At 69.6% G+C, this 17,660-nt stretch carries 13 protein-coding genes and 2 pseudogenes; 10 read left to right on the top strand and 5 right to left on the bottom strand.

Annotation, left to right across the window (positions count from 1 at the left end):
• Positions 1-522: 522 nt before the first annotated feature.
• Together GEV07_13900 and GEV07_13895 are read right to left on the bottom strand one after the other, a co-directional pair.
• Positions 523-1,089, bottom strand: a complete 567-nt coding sequence (locus tag GEV07_13900) for a hypothetical protein (GenBank protein ID MQA03758.1) — start codon at positions 1,087-1,089, stop codon at positions 523-525.
• 115 nt (positions 1,090-1,204) lie between these two features.
• Positions 1,205-1,399: a hypothetical protein gene (locus GEV07_13895; GenBank protein ID MQA03757.1), complete on the bottom strand. Its 195-nt coding sequence runs from the start codon at positions 1,397-1,399 to the stop codon at positions 1,205-1,207.
• Between the two features lie 162 nt (positions 1,400-1,561).
• On the opposite strand from GEV07_13895, the gene GEV07_13890 reads away from it, so the two are divergent.
• The 9 genes and pseudogenes from GEV07_13890 to GEV07_13850 all read left to right on the top strand — a co-directional run bounded on the left by GEV07_13890 (position 1,562) and on the right by GEV07_13850 (position 11,340).
• Positions 1,562-1,807, top strand: a complete 246-nt coding sequence (locus tag GEV07_13890) for a hypothetical protein (protein ID MQA03756.1) — start codon at positions 1,562-1,564, stop codon at positions 1,805-1,807.
• 207 nt (positions 1,808-2,014) lie between these two features.
• Positions 2,015-3,223: a diguanylate cyclase gene (locus GEV07_13885; protein ID MQA03755.1), complete on the top strand. Its 1,209-nt coding sequence runs from the start codon at positions 2,015-2,017 to the stop codon at positions 3,221-3,223.
• Positions 3,223-4,809, top strand: coding sequence for an ABC transporter substrate-binding protein (locus GEV07_13880; protein MQA03754.1), 1,587 nt, complete (start codon positions 3,223-3,225; stop codon positions 4,807-4,809). Before GEV07_13885 ends, GEV07_13880 begins: the two co-directional genes overlap by 1 nt.
• A 1-nt stretch (position 4,810) precedes the next feature.
• Positions 4,811-5,775, top strand: a pseudogene (locus tag GEV07_13875) (ABC transporter permease subunit).
• Positions 5,772-6,741: pseudogene (locus tag GEV07_13870) on the top strand (ABC transporter permease subunit). The pseudogenes GEV07_13875 and GEV07_13870 overlap by 4 nt, the downstream one beginning before the upstream one ends.
• Complete coding sequence (locus GEV07_13865; GenBank protein ID MQA03753.1) at positions 6,719-7,567, top strand: alpha/beta fold hydrolase; 849 nt, start codon at positions 6,719-6,721, stop codon at positions 7,565-7,567. Before GEV07_13870 ends, GEV07_13865 begins: the two are co-directional and overlap by 23 nt.
• Complete coding sequence (locus GEV07_13860) at positions 7,548-8,576, top strand: AsnC family transcriptional regulator (GenBank protein MQA03752.1); 1,029 nt, start codon at positions 7,548-7,550, stop codon at positions 8,574-8,576. The genes GEV07_13865 and GEV07_13860 overlap by 20 nt, the downstream gene beginning before the upstream one ends.
• A 96-nt stretch (positions 8,577-8,672) precedes the next feature.
• Complete coding sequence (locus tag GEV07_13855) at positions 8,673-10,370, top strand: methylmalonyl-CoA mutase (GenBank protein MQA03751.1); 1,698 nt, start codon at positions 8,673-8,675, stop codon at positions 10,368-10,370.
• Positions 10,371-10,416: 46 nt separating this feature from the next.
• Positions 10,417-11,340 carry a tetratricopeptide repeat protein gene (locus GEV07_13850; GenBank protein MQA03750.1) on the top strand — a complete coding sequence of 308 codons (924 nt, stop codon included), beginning with the start codon at positions 10,417-10,419 and terminating at the stop codon, positions 11,338-11,340.
• Between the two features lie 147 nt (positions 11,341-11,487).
• Here the strand turns inward: GEV07_13850 and GEV07_13845 are convergent, their stop codons facing one another.
• The gene (locus GEV07_13845) at positions 11,488-12,519 is read right to left on the bottom strand and encodes a cytochrome P450 (protein ID MQA03749.1); all 1,032 of its coding nucleotides are present in this window, start codon (positions 12,517-12,519) and stop codon (positions 11,488-11,490) included.
• Positions 12,520-12,655: 136 nt separating this feature from the next.
• Here GEV07_13845 and GEV07_13840 point away from each other — a divergent pair, with 136 nt between their 5' ends.
• Positions 12,656-14,110 (top strand): aldehyde dehydrogenase family protein, encoded by a 1,455-nt coding sequence (locus GEV07_13840; protein ID MQA03748.1) that lies wholly within the window; start codon positions 12,656-12,658, stop codon positions 14,108-14,110.
• A gap of 6 nt (positions 14,111-14,116) precedes the next feature.
• Here the strand turns inward: GEV07_13840 and glgB are convergent, their stop codons facing one another.
• Both glgB and GEV07_13830 read right to left on the bottom strand, forming a co-directional pair.
• A complete protein-coding gene (gene glgB / locus GEV07_13835) occupies positions 14,117-16,303 on the bottom strand; it encodes a 1,4-alpha-glucan branching protein GlgB (GenBank protein MQA03747.1) in 2,187 nt (728 codons plus the stop codon).
• A complete protein-coding gene (locus GEV07_13830; GenBank protein MQA03746.1) occupies positions 16,300-17,652 on the bottom strand; it encodes a phosphotransferase in 1,353 nt (450 codons plus the stop codon). The genes glgB and GEV07_13830 overlap by 4 nt, the downstream gene beginning before the upstream one ends.
• Between the last annotated feature and the right edge of the window lie 8 nt (positions 17,653-17,660).

The raw sequence follows: 17,660 nt of genomic DNA, 5'->3' as shown, positions 1-17,660 counted from the left end.
GTCGATACTGGGGGTGACGGTGTCGCCGTAGTGCCCTTCTTCGAGTCGGTTGTGAGAGATCACTCGAAGGACCACCCGGTGGCCGTCACCTACATCGGCAGCGACACGCTCACCAGGAGCCGTACACCACTCTGCCGGACGGCACTGCGTCTAGCTGGCAGCTGTCGCTAGACCGAGCTGGTTGGGGCTGGTGGTCGGTTCGCGTGGGCGGTTGGTGGCGGCTGTTGGGCCGGACTGTGGTGCTGGGTCGGAGGGGTAGGACGGGTCGGTGTTGGTTGCGCGGTTGGGCGGTGTCGAGCTGTCGGCTGTCGCTAAGCCGAGCTCGTGGGGGCTGCTGGCTGGTTTCGCGTGGGCGGTTGGTGGTGGTGGGGAGTTGTGTGCGGTGCAGTTCTCCGGGGTGGCGCGGGTGGTTGCACGGTTGCGAGGGGCGTCTAGCTGCCAGCTGTTGCTAGGCCGTGCTGGTGGGGGCTGCTGGCTGGTTTCGCGTACGTGGGCGGCGGTGGTGAGCAGCCCCAGCTGTCGTCAAGGCGGGTCGGTGGGGGACTGCTGGCCTATCTCGCGGATGCCTTCGGCGGTGGTTAGGAGGTCGGTGCGGTCCAGGCGGCCGGGGCGGGTGCTTAGCCAGACGGCGACGCCTGGTCTTACTAGCCAGAAGACGTCGGTTTCGGCGGCGTGGACGGTGCGGTTGCCCAACTGCACCTCGGTCGGTTGCCAGGTGTCCGGGTCGCGCTCGAGGTAGTCGGTCAGGAACTGGTGCAGTGACGTGTGGTCGGTCAAGCGGTCGCCGCGCAGGATGTGGGCGTTGAGGTCGACGCGGTACGCGCCGTTGGGGAGCTGGCTCTCCCAGACCAGGTTGCGGAAGCCGACGTCGCCCCAGGTGTACGTGTGCTCGGACGTGCGGCTGCCCAGGGCGTCGGGCAGGTGGGTGAGCGTGAAGCCGTCGATCACCGGTGGCCTCCGGGGGACGGAATGGTCGCTGGCCGCAGGTGGTGACGCCGCATGCGCGGCCGTGACCGCGCCGCCGAGGCCAGCGGCGAGTACGAGGACGCCGGTGGCTGGGACGGCCAGCCGATGACGGAGTGTGCCCATGGTTCCTCCCAGTACGAGCAGTACGACGAGTACGACCTCTGCGGTTCGAGGTCTCGTCCTGGGTATCGGCCGGTCGGCGGCGTCACCGTAGGGCCGTTGCGGGATCTGTGGACACTCATGGGACCAGGCGGTAGCCGATGCCGGGTTCGGTGGGCAGGTGTACCGGGTGGGTGGAGTCGGACTCGGGCTTGCGGCGCAGCTGTGCCATGTACACCCGTAGGTACTGGGTCTTGATCCGAATGCTGAGCAGCAGGCCGGGTTCGTCGTCGACCACGAGCACCGTCGTCACCGGCTCAGTCTCCCTCGGCACCCGATGACCTCGGCGATGCCGCGCGCGACGGCCAGGCCGAGAGCGACGCCGTTGCCGGCCGGTGCATCACCCAGCCGCTGGAGCGGCTCGGGACGGCTGCTGCCCAGACGCCGTACGCCGTGGACGGCCATCATCCTCGCTACGTTGCTTGCGGTGGTGCTGATGAGCTTCGCGCCCATCCGGCTGAACCCGGACCAGACGCTGATCGACCTGCTCGGCGGCACCATGTCGCTGTTGCCGCTCGGTGTGTTCACGGTGGTCGACGTCGCCGTCCTCGTGCTGCGTAGGCAGCCGGTCGGGCACGCGCACTTCCGCGCGCCGACCGTGGTGCCGGTCATCGGTGCGGTGTGCTGCCTGTTCCTTGTGATGCCGCTCTCCGGTCGTGCTGCTACGGAGTACTGGGTGTGAACAAGGGCCCGCGGACGGTCGATGGGCGGGTACGACCCCGATCGGGTGGACGACCAGCCCTGACGGCCGCTCGGCAGTGCGTGGAGTGCACGACTGTCGCTGTATTGTCCCGTAAGACGTCGCTTATATGCTTGTTTTCATTGTTTATTTGATATTTATGCCGTATTTTCGCGAACAGTCGAGTCCGTTCGCCCTCAGGGAGGCCATGTGCTTGAGCCAGCCGAGCGCTACACCGGGTACCGCGGGTACGAGTACCTCGAGCCGGGCAAGGACATGCCCCAGATCCCATACGCCGCCCAGATCGGGCGCGTGCCGCCGTACACGGGCCTGGAGCTGTCCGACGGGCAGCGCGCCCGCACCGAGCGGCTGCTCCGCGACGAGCTGGTGATCTCGCTGCACGACCACGTGCAGGTCTTCCCCGCGGACATGGCCGACCTCCGTACGCACATCAGGTACGGGCGCGAACCGACCGGCTACGAGGGGCTGGCCAGGTCCGGCATGACCGCTGTCTTCGACAACGGCATGGACGGCACCTGCTGCATCAGCAGCGACGCCGGCTGGAGGTACCAGGACGTGCTGTTCGACCTGGGCGTACGGATGGCCGACCTGCCGCGCCAGGACTTCGTGGTCAAGGCGGAGAGCCTGCAGGACATCTACCACGCGCACGAGACCGGCCGGCTGGCCCACATCTTCGGGCTCGAGGCCGCGACGATGATCGACAACGAGGTCGACCGGCTCGACGTGCTCTACGGCTTCGGTGTCCGTCAGATCGGCATCGCGTACTCCGAGGCGAACACGCTCGGCAGCGGGCTGAAGGAGCGCGGCGACGGCGGGCTCACCTACTTCGGTGACCGCGCCGTCGAGCGGATGAACAAGCTGGGCATGGCGATCGACATCTCGCACTCAGGCGACCGCACCTCGATGGACGTCATCGAGCGCTCCACCAAGCCGGTGTTCATCACGCACTGCGGCTCCCGCGAGGTGTGGCCGACGGCGCGGATGAAGCCGGACGCGATCATCAAGGCGTGCGCGGAACGCGGCGGTGTGCTCGGTCTGGAGGCGGCGCCGCACACGTCGCTGTCCAAGGAGCACCCGCAGCACAGCATCGAGTCGGTGATGGACCACTTCGTGCACCTGCTCGACGTCGTCGGCATCGACCACGTGGCGTTCGGCCCTGACACCCTGTTCGGCGACCACGTCGGCCTGCACGACGCGTTCGCCGCGAACCTGTCCATCGGCCAGGCGCACCAAGGCGTCGACTACGAGAAGGTCGAGTACGTCGACGGGCTGGAGAACCCGGCGGAGTGCTTCTACAACATCATCGGCTGGCTCGTCGCGCACGACTACTCGGACGACGAGATCCGCAAGGTCGTCGGGGGGAACATCATCCGTGTTCTCGAAGAGGTGTGGATCTGATGCGACGTGTATCGGCCGCCGTTGCGGCCACGGCACTACTCGTGGCGGCGGCCTTCGGCTGCGCGCCCACCAAGGAGGAGGCCACATCGGGGGAGACGGCCGACGACAGCATGACCATCGCGACGACGAGCGACGTGGTCAACTTCAACCCGCTCATCGGCAACAGCCGTACGGACGCGTGGATCACCGACCTGATGTACCCGCGGATGCTGAGCATCGGTGCCGACGGCCAGACGCAGGCCGCGCTCGCCACCAAGTGGGGCTACAAGTCGCCCACCACGGGCTACTGGGAGATCCGTGACGACATGAAGTGGAGCGACGGCGAGGCGCTCACCGCCAACGACGTCGCGTACACTATCAACGCCATCAAGAAGGACAAGCCCGCCGGCGTGATCTACGGCCAGATGGCGAACGTGAAGTCGGCGTCTGCCGTGTCGAAGACCAGGGTCGAGATCGAGCTCACCCGCCCGGACGCGACCGTGGTGCCCGAGATCGGGTTCTGGATGAACGTCGTGCCGCAGCACGTCTTCGAGAAGGCCGGCAGTGTGGCGAAGTTCGCGAACGCGTCCGACTGGGTGAGTGCGGGCCCGTACCGGCTCACGAAGGTCAACAAGGGGCAGAGCTACACGTTCAAGCGCGTCGAGCCGTACCCGCTTGCGAAGGGTGACACGCCGACCCTCGAGCGGATCGTGTTCCGGGTGATCCCTGACGTCAACAGCGAGATCCTCGCGCTGAAGAACGGTGACGTGGACGTGATCGCCAACACGCTGCCGCCGGCGCAGGTGAAGAACCTGTCGAAGGCGTCCGGGGTGAAGGTGCAGAAGGTGCCCGGCCTCGGGTACGCGCACATGACCTACAACATGGAGCGCGAGCCACTGGACGACGTCAAGGTGCGGCAGGCCCTCGCCCACACCGTCGACTACAAGGCGATCCGCAAGGTCGTGCTGCAGAACCAGGGCGTGTCGACCGGCAGCTGCCCGATCCCGCCGGTGCTGAAGCAGTACGAGAACCCGGACTGCGAGGAGTACTCGTACGACATCGCGGAGGCGAAGAAGCTGCTGCGCGAGGCCGGCTACGGTCCCGGCGGCAAGTCGCTCGACCTGACGCTGATCTACGCGCTGCAGGACCCCGTGACGGCGCAGTGGGCGTCGATCGTGAAGAGTGGTGCCACCAAGGCCGGGATCACGATCAAGCTGCGCGGCATGGACAGGAACACGTACCTGTCCAAGACCGACGCGGGGGAGTACGACATCTATGCAGGTAACTTCGCCATCATGGACGACCCACCCACGAACATGACGCTCACCTACCTGCCAGACGGCGCGATCAACTACAGCAAGGTCGACGACCCGAAGCTGAGCGCGTTGATCCGCAAGGCCCAGGCGACCACGGACGAGGAGCAACAGGTCGAGCTGATCGGCGAGGCGTCCACCAGGGTGCGGGAGAACGTGTACGACAACGTGATGTACACGCAGAACCTCTACGTCGCACACCGGTCGAACTGGACCGGCTTCACCGTGCAGCCGAGCGAGCTGCTGTCCATCGTCAACCCGGAGTCGCTGGCCAACGTGAAGGCAACCGGATGAGATGACGGGAATCCTCCGGTTCGCCGGCCGGCGGTTGCTGCGCGCGGTGGTGACGATGTGGTTCGCCGTCACCGTGACGTTCCTGCTGCTCCGCCTGCTGCCGGGCAACCCGGCGCTGGCCGTCGCCAGTCCCAACATGACGAAGGCGATCCAGCGGGACCTGCTACAGCAGTACGGCCTGGACCAGCCGCTCGCGGTGCAGTACGCGAAGTACATGTGGCAGCTGCTGCAGGGCAACCTCGGCATGTCGTTCACCCAGTCGGTGTCGGTCGCGTCCGTGCTGGGTGAGCGGCTGCCGTGGACGCTGCTGCTTACCGGTACGTCGCTCGCGCTCACCATGGCCGTCGGGATACCGCTCGGCGTGCTGGCTTCGATCCGCTCCGGCGGTCTCGTCGACCGCGTCGTGCAGGTGGGTGGCGTCATCGGGCACTCGCTGTTCGTCCCGAGCGTCGGCATCCTGCTGCTGTACGTGCTCGGCCTGCAGCTGAAGCTGCTGCCCATCGGTGGGGCGTTCACGGACGGCAGCTACGGCATCGGCTGGTACCTCAGCGCCGGCAGCACCTGGTGCTGCCGGCGGTGAGCCTGGTGCTCGTGCAGCTCGGCTCGTACGTCGTCACGCTGCGGGCCACGCTCGTCGAGGCGCTCGGCGAGGACTACTGCCGGCTGGCCAGGGCGAAGGGGGTGCGCTACCGGGCGGTCGTGTGGCGGCACGCACTGCGCAACGCGCTGCTGCCGACCACGACGCTGGTTGGGCTGCAGCTGGGCTTCCTGGTCGGCGGGGCGGTGCTCACCGAGACCGTGTACGCGTATCCCGGCGTCGGCCGGGCCATCTTCGAGGCGGTGACCCAGCTGGACTTCCCGGTGCTGCAGGGTGCGTTCCTGATGCTCGCGTTCACCGTCGTCGTCGCGAACATGCTCACCGACCTCGCGTACGGCGCGCTCGACCCGAGGGTGAGGACGGCATGAGCACCGCCGTGCAAGAACCGGTCGCGGAGACCGTCGACGCCGACGAGGTGAGCACCGCCAGGGCGACCTGGGACGCCTTCCGCCACAACCCGCTCGGCGTCGCCGCCCTCGTCGCGATCGCGTTCCTCGCCATCGTCGCGGTGTGTGCGCCGCTGCTCGCGGGACACGACTACCCGCGCAACTACGGCGGCAGCGTGCTGAGCCCGCCGTCGGCCGGGCACTGGTTCGGCACCGACAACCTCGGCCGCGAGGTGTTCGCCGAGGTCGTCTGGGGCACGAGGATCAGCGTCGCCGTCGGTGCGCGCGCGTCGGTGCTGGCGATCGCGTTCGGGGTCACGGTCGCGGTGATCGGTGCCTACTTCAGGAAGGTCGACCTGGTCGTGGGCGTCGTCGTCGACCTGTTCCTCTCGCTGCCCGTGCTGCCGCTGATGATCCTGGTCGCCGCGCTGACCGGGCCGAGCTTCCTCACCATCGTCGTGGTCATCGCGTTCTTCACCTGGCCGGAGGTGACGCGGGTGGTGCGGCGCGCAGGCGCTGTCGGTGGTGCGGCTGCCGTACGTCGACGCGTCGCGCGCGATCGGCGGCACGGCGCGGTGGATCATCAGGCGGCACGTGCTGCCGGCGGTGGCGCCTGTCGTGGTGGTGACCGTCGTGCTGACGGCGTCGCGTGCGGTGCTGTCGGAGGCCGGCCTGTCGTTCCTCGGCCTCGGCGACCCGAACCGGTGGTCGTGGGGACGAGTACTGTACGAGGCCCAGCAGTCAGGGGCGATGCAGAGCGCGTGGTGGACGACGCTGTTCCCATCGCTCGCGATCCTCGTGCTCGTCGTGTCGGCGTCGCTGGTGTCGATCGCGTACAACGACGCGCAGAACCCGCGTACCCGGCGGACGTCATGGCTGTCCCGCCGGGGCTGGGAGAGACGAGAACGAGAGGAGAGGGCTGCGCATGCGGATCCCGATCAACGGTAACGAGCTCGAGCTCGAGGTCTTCGGCGCCGACGACGCGCCGGTGCTGATCGCGCACCACGGGGCACCGGGTCTCGCGTCCCGGGCAGAGCCGCGGACGACGTTCGGCCCGCTCGCCGACACGTTCCGCGTGATCGTCTACGACGCCCGCGGGTCGGGGGAGAGCGAGGGCAAGCTGCCCTACTCGCACGAGCAGTGGGCGGCGGACGTCGACGCGGTGCGGGGGTGGGCCGGCGCCGAGCAGATCGTCATGGCCGGCGGCTCGTACGGCGGTTTCATCGCGATGGAGTACGCGATCAGGTACCCCGACCGCGTGCGGGCGCTCGTGTTGCGCGACACCTCGCCCGACCACGACAACGAGGAGACCGCATTGCAGAACGCGCTGAGCTCGTCGCGGGCCGACATCGATCGCGAGAAGCTCGACCGCATCTTCGCGGGCACCGTGCGCGACGACGACGACCTGAGGGACTGCTGGCGGGAGATCCTCCCGCTGTACGACTACGACTACGACCCGGCGAAGGTCGAGGAGCGGGTGGCGTCCACCCCGTACCGTTACCAGGCGCACAACTACGCGTTCGCGGTGAACCAGCCCAATTACGACATCAAGGCGCAGCTGCCGGGCATCACCTGTCCCACGCTCGTGACCGTGGGTAGGTACGACTGGATCACCCCGGTCGAGGCGAGCGAGCGGATCGTATCGTCGATACCCGACGCGCGCCTGGTGGTGTTCGAGAAGTCGGGCCACTCGCCGCAGATCGAGGAGGCGGACGAGTGGCGGCGTGTCGTGCGTGCGTTCCTGCATGATGTAGGTGCCGACCAGCCGGAGTGACGAGAGGACGTGGGTGAGCGTGGAACCGGGGCCGGCAGCGTCGCTGGATCCGCTCGACCGGAAGATCGTCGCGGCGCTGCAGAGTGACGGCAGGGCCAGCTGGACCGACATCGCGACGCTGGCCGACACGTCGGTGACGACCGTTGCCCGCCGCGGGCAGCGGCTGCTCGACGACGGCGTCGTGAAGGTCGCCGTTGTGCCCGCGGTGAACCACGCCGGCCCGGCGAGCCTGTACCTGCTGCGGCTGCAGTGCAGCCCGGGCGCTCAGACGAAGGTGGCGCGCGAGCTGATGTTGCGCCCGGACACCAGGCTGGTGTCCGTCGTCACCGGCGAGTGGGACGTGCTCGCCGAGCTCGCCGTACGCAAGGACGAGTCGCTGTCGAACCGGCTGGTCGGGGAGATCCTGGGGACCGACGGCGTGCTGCGCTGCGATACCGACGTCATGCTGCACACCTACAAGGTGTCGCACGACTGGAGCAGGCAGCTGGTCACCGGCGAGCCGTACGTGTACTCCGGCGACGAGCCGCACGAGTGCGACCCGTCGCACCTGGACGAGGTCGACCGGGCGATCATCGAGCGGATGCGCGACGACGGGCGGGTCAGCTTCCGCGCGATCGCCAGCGGCGTGGGGGTGAACGAGAGCACCGCACGCCGGCGGTTCGAGGCGATGCACAGCCGCGGCTGCGTGTGGCTGCTGACCCTCGTGCCCGCCGCCGCGATCGGGTTCGAGTCGGAGATCATCCTCGACGTCGGGGTCGACCCGGGCCGGGTGGACGCGGTGGCGAAGGAGCTCGCCGCGTACCGCGGCGTGCGGTTCCTCGCCTCCATGCTGGGCAGGAACTCGCTGTTCTGCGAGATCATCCTGCCGCAGCGGGAGGACGTCTTCGAGTTCATGACGCACACCCTGGGCCGGCTGGAGGGCGTACGCGACTGGTCGGCCAGGATCGAGCTGGTCACCTTCAAGCGGGGGTTCGTCGAGACCCCCTGGTGGAAGTCCGCCATCGAGTAGGCGCACGTCAGGCGCCTATGGCGGGCCACGGTCGCCAGAATTTAGTTGGACGTCCTACAATCGGAGGAGAGGCGCCCCAAGGACCTGGAGGCCGATGTGAACGCGCGCGAGACCGAGGCCGGCTACCAGCGCTGGCGGGAGCGGTACGCCGCGCGCCCGCCGCGCGACGCGGACTTCACCACGCTCTCCGGTACCGAGGTGGAGCCGGTCTACGGGCCGGCGGCCGGCGACGAGGTCGCGGACTTCGACCGCATCGGCTGGCCGGGGGAGTTCCCGTTCACCCGCGGGCTCTACGCGTCCGGGTACCGCGGCCGGCCGTGGACGATCAGGCAGTTCGCCGGGTTCGGCAACGCGGAGCAGACCAACGAGCGCTACAAGATGATCCTGCGCTCCGGTGGCGGCGGCCTCTCGGTGGCGTTCGACATGCCGACGCTGATGGGCCGCGACTCCGACGACCCGAAGTCGCTCGGCGAGGTCGGCCACTGCGGGGTGGCGATCGACTCCGCCGCGGACATGGACGTGCTGTTCGACGGCATCCCGCTCGGCGAGGTGACCACGTCGATGACCATCAGCGGCCCCGCGGTGCCGATCTTCTGCATGTACGTGGTGGCCGCGGAGCGACAGGGCGCGGATATCCACACGCTCGACGGCACCCTGCAGACCGACATCTTCAAGGAGTACATCGCGCAGAAGGAGTGGCTGTTCCCGCCGGAGCCGCACCTGCGGCTGATCGGTGACCTGATGGCGTACTGCGCCACGGACATCCCGCGCTACAAGCCGCTCTCGGTGTCCGGCTACCACATCAGGGAAGCGGGTTCCACCGCCGCGCAGGAGCTCGCGTTCACCCTGGCGGACGGCTTCGGCTACGTCGAGCTCGGCCTCTCGCAGGGGCTGGACATCGAGACGTTCGCGCCTGGGCTGTCGTTCTTCTTCGACAGCCACCTCGACTTCTTCGAGGAGATCGCCAAGTTCCGCGCCGCGCGGCGGATCTGGGCGCGGTGGATGCGCGACGTCTACGGCGCGAAGACCGAGCGCGCGCAGTGGCTGCGGTTCCACACCCAGACGGCGGGGGTCTCGCTGACCGCGCAGCAGCCGTACAACAACGTCGTCCGTACCGCCACGCAGGCGCTGGCCGCCGTGCTCGGCGGCACGAACTCGCTGCACACGAACGCGCTGGACGAGACGCTCGCACTGCCCACCGAGCAGGCGGCCGAGATCGCGCTGCGTACGCAGCAGGTGATCCAGGAGGAGACCGGCGTCACGAACGTCGTCGACCCGCTGGGCGGCTCTTGGTACGTCGAGGCGCTCACCGACAAGATCGAGCGCGAGGCCGAGGACATCTTCGACCGGATCAAGCAGCTCGGCGCCCACGACACCACGGCCATCGAGACGTACGGCGAGATGACCGCGGGGATCCTGCGCGGCATCGAGGAAGGCTGGTTCACCGGCGAGATTGCCGACGCGGCGTTCGAGTACCAGCAGAAGCTGGAGAAGGGCGACAAGAAGATCGTCGGCGTGAACTGCCACACCGACTCCGTCACTCCGCCGCTCGAGATCCTGCGGATCAGCCACGAGGTCGAGGTGGAGCAGAAGCGCGTCCTCGAGCAGCGGCGGGCGGACCGGGACCGGGCGGCCGTCGACCGGGCGCTCGCGGACCTGGTGGAGGCGGCGCGCGGCTCGGGGAACCTGATCCCGCCGATGCTCGCGGCGGCCCGGGTGGAGGCGACGCTCGGTGAGATCTGCGACGCCCTCCGGGCTGAATGGGGCGAGTATCGCGAGCCGGCCAGGTTCTGACCCGGGTGCTTCGCCACTTCCGGGCGCGACCCGGCAGGATAGGACCATGAGCTCGCAGAACTTCTCGGCCGCTGGAGCCGTCGACCTGTCCGCGTTGGCCGCCCGCGCGCAGGCATCCCAGCAGGGTGGTGGCGGTGCCTCCGTGTCGAGCCTGGTCATCGACGTGTCGGAGCAGACGTTCGAGGCCGATGTCCTCGAACGGTCGATGTCGGTGCCGGTCGTCATCGACTTCTGGGCGGACTGGTGTCAGCCCTGCAAGCAGCTGAGCCCGATCCTGGAGAAGCTCACGGCCGAGTACGCCGGCAAGTTCGTGCTGGCGAAGGTCGACACCGAGGCGAACCAGCGGCTGGCCGCCGCCGCCCAGGTGCAGAGCATCCCGATGGTGGTCGGCGTGCTGAAGGGCCAGGTCGTACCGCTGTTCATGGGTGCGCTGCCGGAGGACGAGGTGCGCCGCTACCTCGACGAGCTGCTGAAGGTGGCGGCCGCCAACGGGGTGACGGGCACCGTGGAGGCGGACGCCGAGGCCGAGGAGCCGGAGGCGGAGCCTGAGCCTGCCGGCGACCCGCGGTACGCCGCCGCCGAGCAGGCGCTCGCCGCCGGCGACCTGGACGGTGCGATCGCCGCGTACGAGAACGTGCTCGCGAACGCTCCCGGCGACGAGGGCGCGACGCAGGGGGTAGCCAGAGCGAAGCTGCTGCAGCGCGCCAAGGACCTCGACGTGCAGGCGGTGCGTACCGCCGCGGCCGAGGCACCGGCCGACGTGGCCGCGCAGTGCCGGGCCGCCGACCTGGACGTGTGCGCGGGCAACGTGGACGACGCGTTCAACCGGCTGATCGCCACGGTCAAGCAGGTCACCGGCGACGACCGCGACGCGGTACGGCAGCACCTGCTCGACCTGTTCGCCGCGGTCGGCGTCAAGGACCAGCGGGTCGCGAAGGCCCGCCGCGCGCTGGCCAGCGCCCTGTTCTGAGCCGAGCCGGCGCCGGCACAGGCGGTGGTGGCCGTCACCAGGTCACCTCGAGCGCGGTCGGGCCCGCGTCCGCGTGGCTGTGCCGCCACGGCACGTCGGCTACGGTGTCGGCGAGCCGCAGCCCGGGGAGTTGGTCGGCGAGCACGCTCAGCGCCGCGGCGATCTCGACGCGGGCGAGCGCGGCGCCTGGGCAGTGGTGCGCCCGCGCCCGAACGTCAGTCGCGGTCCTGGCGGACGCTGCGGCAGCAGCTCGTCGGGGTCCGGGTACTGCGCCGGGTCGCGGTTGGCCGCCTCCAGCCGGACGAGCACCCGATCGCCCTTCGCGATCGGCACGCCCGCCAGCTCGACGTCCTCGTGCGCGTACCGGGGGAACGGTTCGCCGATCAGCCCGATCCGCAGCCGCACCAGTTCCTCGACCGTCGCGGTGACGTCACCTTCGGTCATCTCGGCGAGCCGGTCGTGGGCAAGCAGCAGCAGTGCGCTGACGGCGATCGCGTTGGTCGCGGTCAGGTAGCCGGATGCGACGAGCACGGTAACCAGCAAGATCAGCTCGTCGTCGGCCAACCGTCCGTCCGCGGCGTCGTGCACGCGGATCAGGTCGCTGAGCAGGTCGCCGCCGAGCTGCTCGCGCTTGTACCCGACCAGTTCGGCGGCGTACCCGCCGAACGCCTCCCACGCGGCGGCGGTGTCGTCTCCTGCGTCCGCGGCGAACGGGTCGGCGGCGCTGGCGGCGTCCGCGAGCGTACGGAACCGGTCGCGCTCGTCGATGGCGACGCCGAGCAGCTCGGCGATGACGCCGATGGACAACGGCGCCGCGAACCCGTCGACCAGGTCGCCTGGCGGACCCGCGGCTGCGAACACGGCTGCCTGCTCGCGCGCCAGCTGCTCGACGCGCGGGCGCACCGCCTCGACCTTCCGCGGGGTGAACGCCTTCGCGACGAGGCGACGCATCCGCAGGTGTGACTCGCCGTCCCAGGGGGACTCCGCTCCCGGTGGTGTCGCGCGCAGTCGGGGGTCGGGAAGCGCCGCCGCGGCGGCGTCGTGCGAGGTGACCAGCCACGCCGGTTGCCCGTCCGCAGTGGTCACCCGTGCCACCGGTGCACCCGCCCGCAGCTGCGCGTACTCGCGCAGGGTGCCGAGCGGGTCCGGGCGCTCGAACGGCAGCTTCGGCATCGGCATGGCCTACCTCTCGTTTGCGTTGCACTTGCAATGTAAAAGCTTAGATTCGAGTACGACGGCGGTTTCCTTTGTCGGGCACTTACGACAGGATGGTTTCCGCGTCGTGATGCCATGTGGTTGCATGGTTCCGTACTCGATGGAGGAGGCTCGCTTGACCAGGTCGGTTCGCACCCTGCAGAACTTCGTCGGTGGTGAGTACGTGGACCCCGCCGACGGTCGCACCCTCGACATCGTCGACCCGAGCACCGGTGAGGTGTTCGCGCAGGCACCCGCGTCCGGTGCCGCCGACGTCGACGCGGCGTTCCAGACGGCCGCGAAGGCGTTCGAGGGCTGGCGCGACACCACGCCCGCCGAGCGGGGCCTCGCGCTGTTCCGGATCGCGGACGCCATCGAGGCCCGCGCGGACGAGCTGGTGGGGTTGGAGTGCGAGAACACCGGCAAGCCGGTCGGCCTGACCCGCAGCGAGGAGATCTGGCAGGTCACCGACGCGATCAGGTTCTTCGCGAGCGCGGCCCGGGTGCTCGAGGGCCGGGCGAGTGCGGAGTACATGGCCGACCACACGTCCTGGATCAGGCGGGAGCCGATCGGCGTGGTCGGCCAGGTGACGCCGTGGAACTACCCGATGGCCATGGCGACCTGGAAGTTCGCGCCCGCGCTCGCCGCCGGCAACACGACGGTGCTGAAGCCGTCCGACACCACGCCGGTCACCACGCTGAAGCTGGCGGAGATCGCGGCGGAGTTCGTGCCGCCCGGGGTGTTCAACGTGATCACCGGCGACCGCGACACGGGGCGCGCGCTCGTCGACAACCCGATCCCGCAGCTGGTCTCCGTCACCGGCAGCGTCCGCGCCGGGATGGAGGTCGCACAGGCGGCCTCCGGTGACCTCAAGCGCGTCCATCTGGAGCTCGGCGGCAAGGCGCCGGTGATCGTCTACGACGACGCGGACCTGGAGCTGGCCGCGCAGGGCATCGCGGAGGCCGCGTACTTCAACGCCGGCCAGGACTGCACGGCGGCGACCAGGGTGCTCGCCGGGCCGCGGGTGCACGACGACTTCGTCGCGGCGATCACCGAGGCGGCGAAGGGCACGAAGGTCGGCGGCCCGGACGTGACCGATGCCGACTACGGCCCGCTGAACAACCCGAACCAGCTGGCCAGGGTGAGCGGGTTCTTCGACCGGGTCCCTGGCCACGCCGACGTCGGCACCGGCGGCACGCAGGTGGGCGACCGCGGGTACTTCTTCTCGCCGACCGTCGTCTCCGGGCTACGGCAGGACGACGAGATGGTGCAGAACGAGATCTTCGGCCCGGTCGTCACCGTGCAGCGCTTCACCGACGAGGACGAGGCGCTCGCCTGGGCGAACGGCGTGGAGTACGGCCTGGCGTCCAGCGTGTGGACCCGCGACCACGGCAAGGCGATGCGGGCGGCCAGGCGGCTGGACTTCGGCTGCGTCTGGATCAACACGCACATCCCGATCGTCGGCGAGATGCCCCACGGCGGCTTCAAGCACTCCGGTTACGGCAAGGACCTCTCCATGTACTCCTTCGAGGACTACACGAGGATCAAGCACGTCATGAGCAACCTCGGCGCCTAGCCAGGGTCAGTCGGCGCTCTCCGGTTCGGGGACGAGCCAGAGCGCGCCCAGCGGTGGGATGGTCAGCTCGGTCGACGCGGGCTGGCCGTGCCACGGCTCGGTGGTCGCCTGTACGACGCCGAAGTTGCCGACGCCGCTGCCGCCGTACGGGTGGGCGTCGGTGTTCAGGGCCTCGCGCCACCGGCCCGCGGCGGGCAGGCCGAGGCGGTAGCCGATGTGCGGGACGGCGGAGAAGTTCACCACGCACGCGAGCGCGGTGCCGTCCGCGGCCCGGCGGAGGAACGACAGGGTGTTGCCGGTGGAGTCGTCGGCGTCGATCCAGGAGAAGCCCTGCGGGTCGTGGTCCTGCTCCCACAGCGCAGGCGAGTCCGCGTAGAGCAGGTTGAGGTCGCGGATCAGCGTCTGCAGGCCGCGGCGGTCCGGCTGGTCGAGGTGGAACCAGGCCAGCCCGTCCTGCTCCGACCACTCGGTGTCCTGGCCGAACTCCGCGCCCATGAACACCAGCTGCTTGCCCGGGTGCGCCCACATGTACGCGTAGAGCGCGCGCAGGCCGGCGAGCTTGCGCCAGTGGTCACCGGGCATCCGCCGGTACAGCGAGCCCTTGCCGTGCACCACCTCGTCGTGCGACAGCGGCAGTACGAAGTTCTCGCTGTACGCGTACATCATGGAGAACGTCAGCTCGTGGTGGTGGAACTGTCGGTGGATCGGGTCGCGGGCCAGGTAGCCCAGCGTGTCGTGCATCCAGCCCATGTTCCACTTGAAGCCGAACCCGAGCCCGCCGACGTAGGTGGCGCGGGACACGCCGGACCACGATGTCGACTCCTCGGCGATGGTGACCGCGCCCGGCACCCGCTTGTAGATCGTCGCGTTGGTCTCCTGCAGGAACGCGATCGCCTCCAGGTTCTCCCTGCCGCCGTGCCGGTTCGGCACCCACTCGCCTTCCTTCCTGGAGTAGTCCAGGTAGAGCATCGAGGCGACCGCGTCGACGCGCAGGCCGTCGACGTGGAACTCCTCGAGCCAGTAGAGGGCGTTCGCCACCAGGAAGTTGCGCACCTCGTGCCGGCCGTAGTCGAAGACGAGCGTGCCCCAGTCGGGGTGCTCGCCCTGCCGCGGGTCACCGTGCTCGTACAGCGTGGTGCCGTCGAACCGCGCCAGCGCCCACGCGTCCTTCGGGAAGTGGGCGGGCACCCAGTCGACGAGCACGCCGATACCCGCCTGGTGCAGCCGGTCGACCAGGTGCCTGAACTCGTCCGGGTGACCGAACCGCGACGACGGCGCGTAGTACGACGTCACCTGGTAGCCCCAGGAACCGCCGAACGGGTGCTCGGCGACCGGGAGGAACTCGACGTGCGTGAACCCGAGGTCGCGGACGTACGCGACGAGCTGGTCGGCCAGCTCGACGTAGCTGAGCCCGGGACGCCACGACCCGAGGTGCACCTCGTACGCGGACATCGGCGCGTACGTCGGGTTGGTCCGCTCCCGCCGCGCCAGCCACGCGTCGTCCGCCCACTCGTACGTGGACTCGTACACCACCGACGCCGTGGCCGGCGGCTGCTCGGTCGCGAACGCCATCGGGTCGGCCTTGTGCCGCCACACCCAGTCGGCGCCGAGCACCGCGAACTTGTACCTGACGCCCGCCGTCACCTCGGGCACGAACAGCTCCCAGACGCCGCTGCTGCCCATCATCCGCATCGGGTGGGAGTGCCCGTCCCAGTGGTTGAAGTCACCGACCACGCGCACGCCCTTGGCGTTCGGCGCCCACACGGCGAACGAGGTGCCGACCACGTCGCCGCGCGCGGTCTTGTAACGGCGGACGTGCGCGCCGAGCACCGTCCACAGTTGTTCGTGCCTGCCCTCGTTGAACAGGTGCAGGTCGACATCGCCCAGCGTGGGCAGGAACCGGTACGCGTCGTCCTCGACGACCGTGTCGTCGCCGTAGCCGACCTCGAGCCGGTAGTCCACCGGTTCTGCGCCGGCGACCTCGGCCGTGTAGACGCCGGCGTCGACGTGGGTCAGCGGCAGCCGCGAGCCGTCGGCCAGCAGCGCGGTGACGGCGGACGCCGCCGGCCGCAGGGCCCGGATGACCGTCGTGTCGCCGCTGCGGTGACAGCCGAGCAGACCGTGCGGGTCGTGATGCGTCCCCTCGGCCAGCTGCCGTAGCTGGTCGGCGAGCTCCCCAGGTGCCTCGCTCATAGTGCCTTCTCGACGATTCCTTCGATCGCGCTCATCGGGATCCGCAGCCAGCTCGGCCGGTGCCGCGCCTCGTACACGACCTCGTAGACGGCCTTGTCGAGCTCGAACGCGGTCAGGAGGGCACGTTGGTCGCGCGGGTCGGCGCCGACCTCGCCGGCGTAGCCGGTGCAGAACGCGTCGGTGTTCCTGTCGCTCCACTCGTGCGCCCGGTACGCGTGCTGCTCGTCGTCGAACTGCTCGACCAGCAGGTGGTGCGCGGCGTAGTCGAACGAGCGCAGCATCCCGGCGACGTCCTTCAGCGGCGACATCAGCGCGACGCGGTCCGCCAACGGGTGCTCCGGCTCGCCCTCGAAGTCGATCAGCACCCACCCGTCGGTGGTGCGCATCACCTGGCCCAGGTGGTAGTCGCCGTGCACCCGCTGCGCGGGGAACGACGACACCTGGCCGGGCAGCGCCCGGAAGACCTGGTCAATGCGGTCGGCGTGGGTGGCCAGGCTGGGCACCTCGCGTTGTGCGTGGGCGAGCCTGCGGCGCATGGTCGCCGCGAGCTCGGTCACCTCCGCGGGACCTGCCGTCATGGTCTCCAGCGAGCGGGCCAGGTCGGCGTGTACCGCCGCCGTCGCGGCGCCGAGCCGCTCGGACTCGGCGGCGAAGTCGCCGCCCACCTCGTCGGGGTGCAGGTCGGCCTCGGCGAGCAGGTCGCGCACGCTGCCCGTGGCGAGCAGCCAGCCGTCCGTGCCGGTGCGCAGGAACCGTTGCAGCAGCGCGAGGGTCGTGCCGGTGCCGGCGACGTCGGCCTCGATCCAGCCGAGCGGCTCGGCGACGTGCGCCGAGCCGGCGTTGGCCAGGGCCAGCGTGACCTCGAGGTCCGGGTTGACGCCAGGCACCAGCCTGCGGAACGTCTTGAGGATCGACTCGTCGCCGAAGATCAGCGACGTGTTGGTCTGCTCGTGCGGGAGGGCGAGGCTCGCCAACGTCGGGTCGAGCGGCCCGGACTCCGGCACCGAGCGGAACCGCAGCCCGTCGACGTCGGCGTTGCGGGAGATCAGGTCGATCAGCCGCGGGGTGATGTCGTGGTCGTGCGCGGCGTCGTACCACTCCACCTCGTCGCCGCTGCCGATGTGCACGTGCGCCAGCCGTTGCGGCAGCTGGGACCGCTCGCCGAGGAGCAGCTGGTACTTGTCGCTGCCGCCGTCGTGGGTCACGGCCAGCACCAGGAGGGACATGGCGGGGTCGCCGCCGAGCAGCTCGGTGCGGCGCTCGACCTCCACGCTGCGCAGGGTGCGTGACCCGCCCGCGTACCACCGCTGTGCGGGCAGCCAGTGAAGTAGCCGCTTCTCGAGTGTCATCCGCTGCG

The organism is Streptosporangiales bacterium (assembly GCA_009379825.1).
Taxonomy (GTDB): domain Bacteria; phylum Actinomycetota; class Actinomycetes; order Streptosporangiales; family WHST01; genus WHST01.
The sequence above is the reverse complement of the archived record's forward strand: the minus strand, read 5'-3'. Positions and strand labels throughout refer to the sequence as shown.

Bases quoted from the DNA above. Each gene is read 5' to 3' on its own strand.
- GEV07_13845 (MQA03749.1), bottom strand. From the start codon at position 12,519: ATGCCGATGCCGAAGCTGCCGTTCGAGCGCCCGGACCCGCTCGGCACC.
- GEV07_13865 (MQA03753.1), top strand. From the start codon at position 6,719: ATGCGGATCCCGATCAACGGTAACGAGCTCGAGCTCGAGGTCTTCGGC.
- GEV07_13840 (MQA03748.1), top strand. From the start codon at position 12,656: ATGGAGGAGGCTCGCTTGACCAGGTCGGTTCGCACCCTGCAGAACTTC.
- GEV07_13890 (MQA03756.1), top strand. From the start codon at position 1,562: ATGAGCTTCGCGCCCATCCGGCTGAACCCGGACCAGACGCTGATCGAC.
- GEV07_13850 (MQA03750.1), top strand. From the start codon at position 10,417: ATGAGCTCGCAGAACTTCTCGGCCGCTGGAGCCGTCGACCTGTCCGCG.
- GEV07_13900 (MQA03758.1), bottom strand. From the start codon at position 1,089: ATGGGCACACTCCGTCATCGGCTGGCCGTCCCAGCCACCGGCGTCCTC.
- glgB (MQA03747.1), bottom strand. From the start codon at position 16,303: ATGAGCGAGGCACCTGGGGAGCTCGCCGACCAGCTACGGCAGCTGGCC.
- GEV07_13880 (MQA03754.1), top strand. From the start codon at position 3,223: ATGCGACGTGTATCGGCCGCCGTTGCGGCCACGGCACTACTCGTGGCG.
- GEV07_13830 (MQA03746.1), bottom strand. From the start codon at position 17,652: ATGACACTCGAGAAGCGGCTACTTCACTGGCTGCCCGCACAGCGGTGG.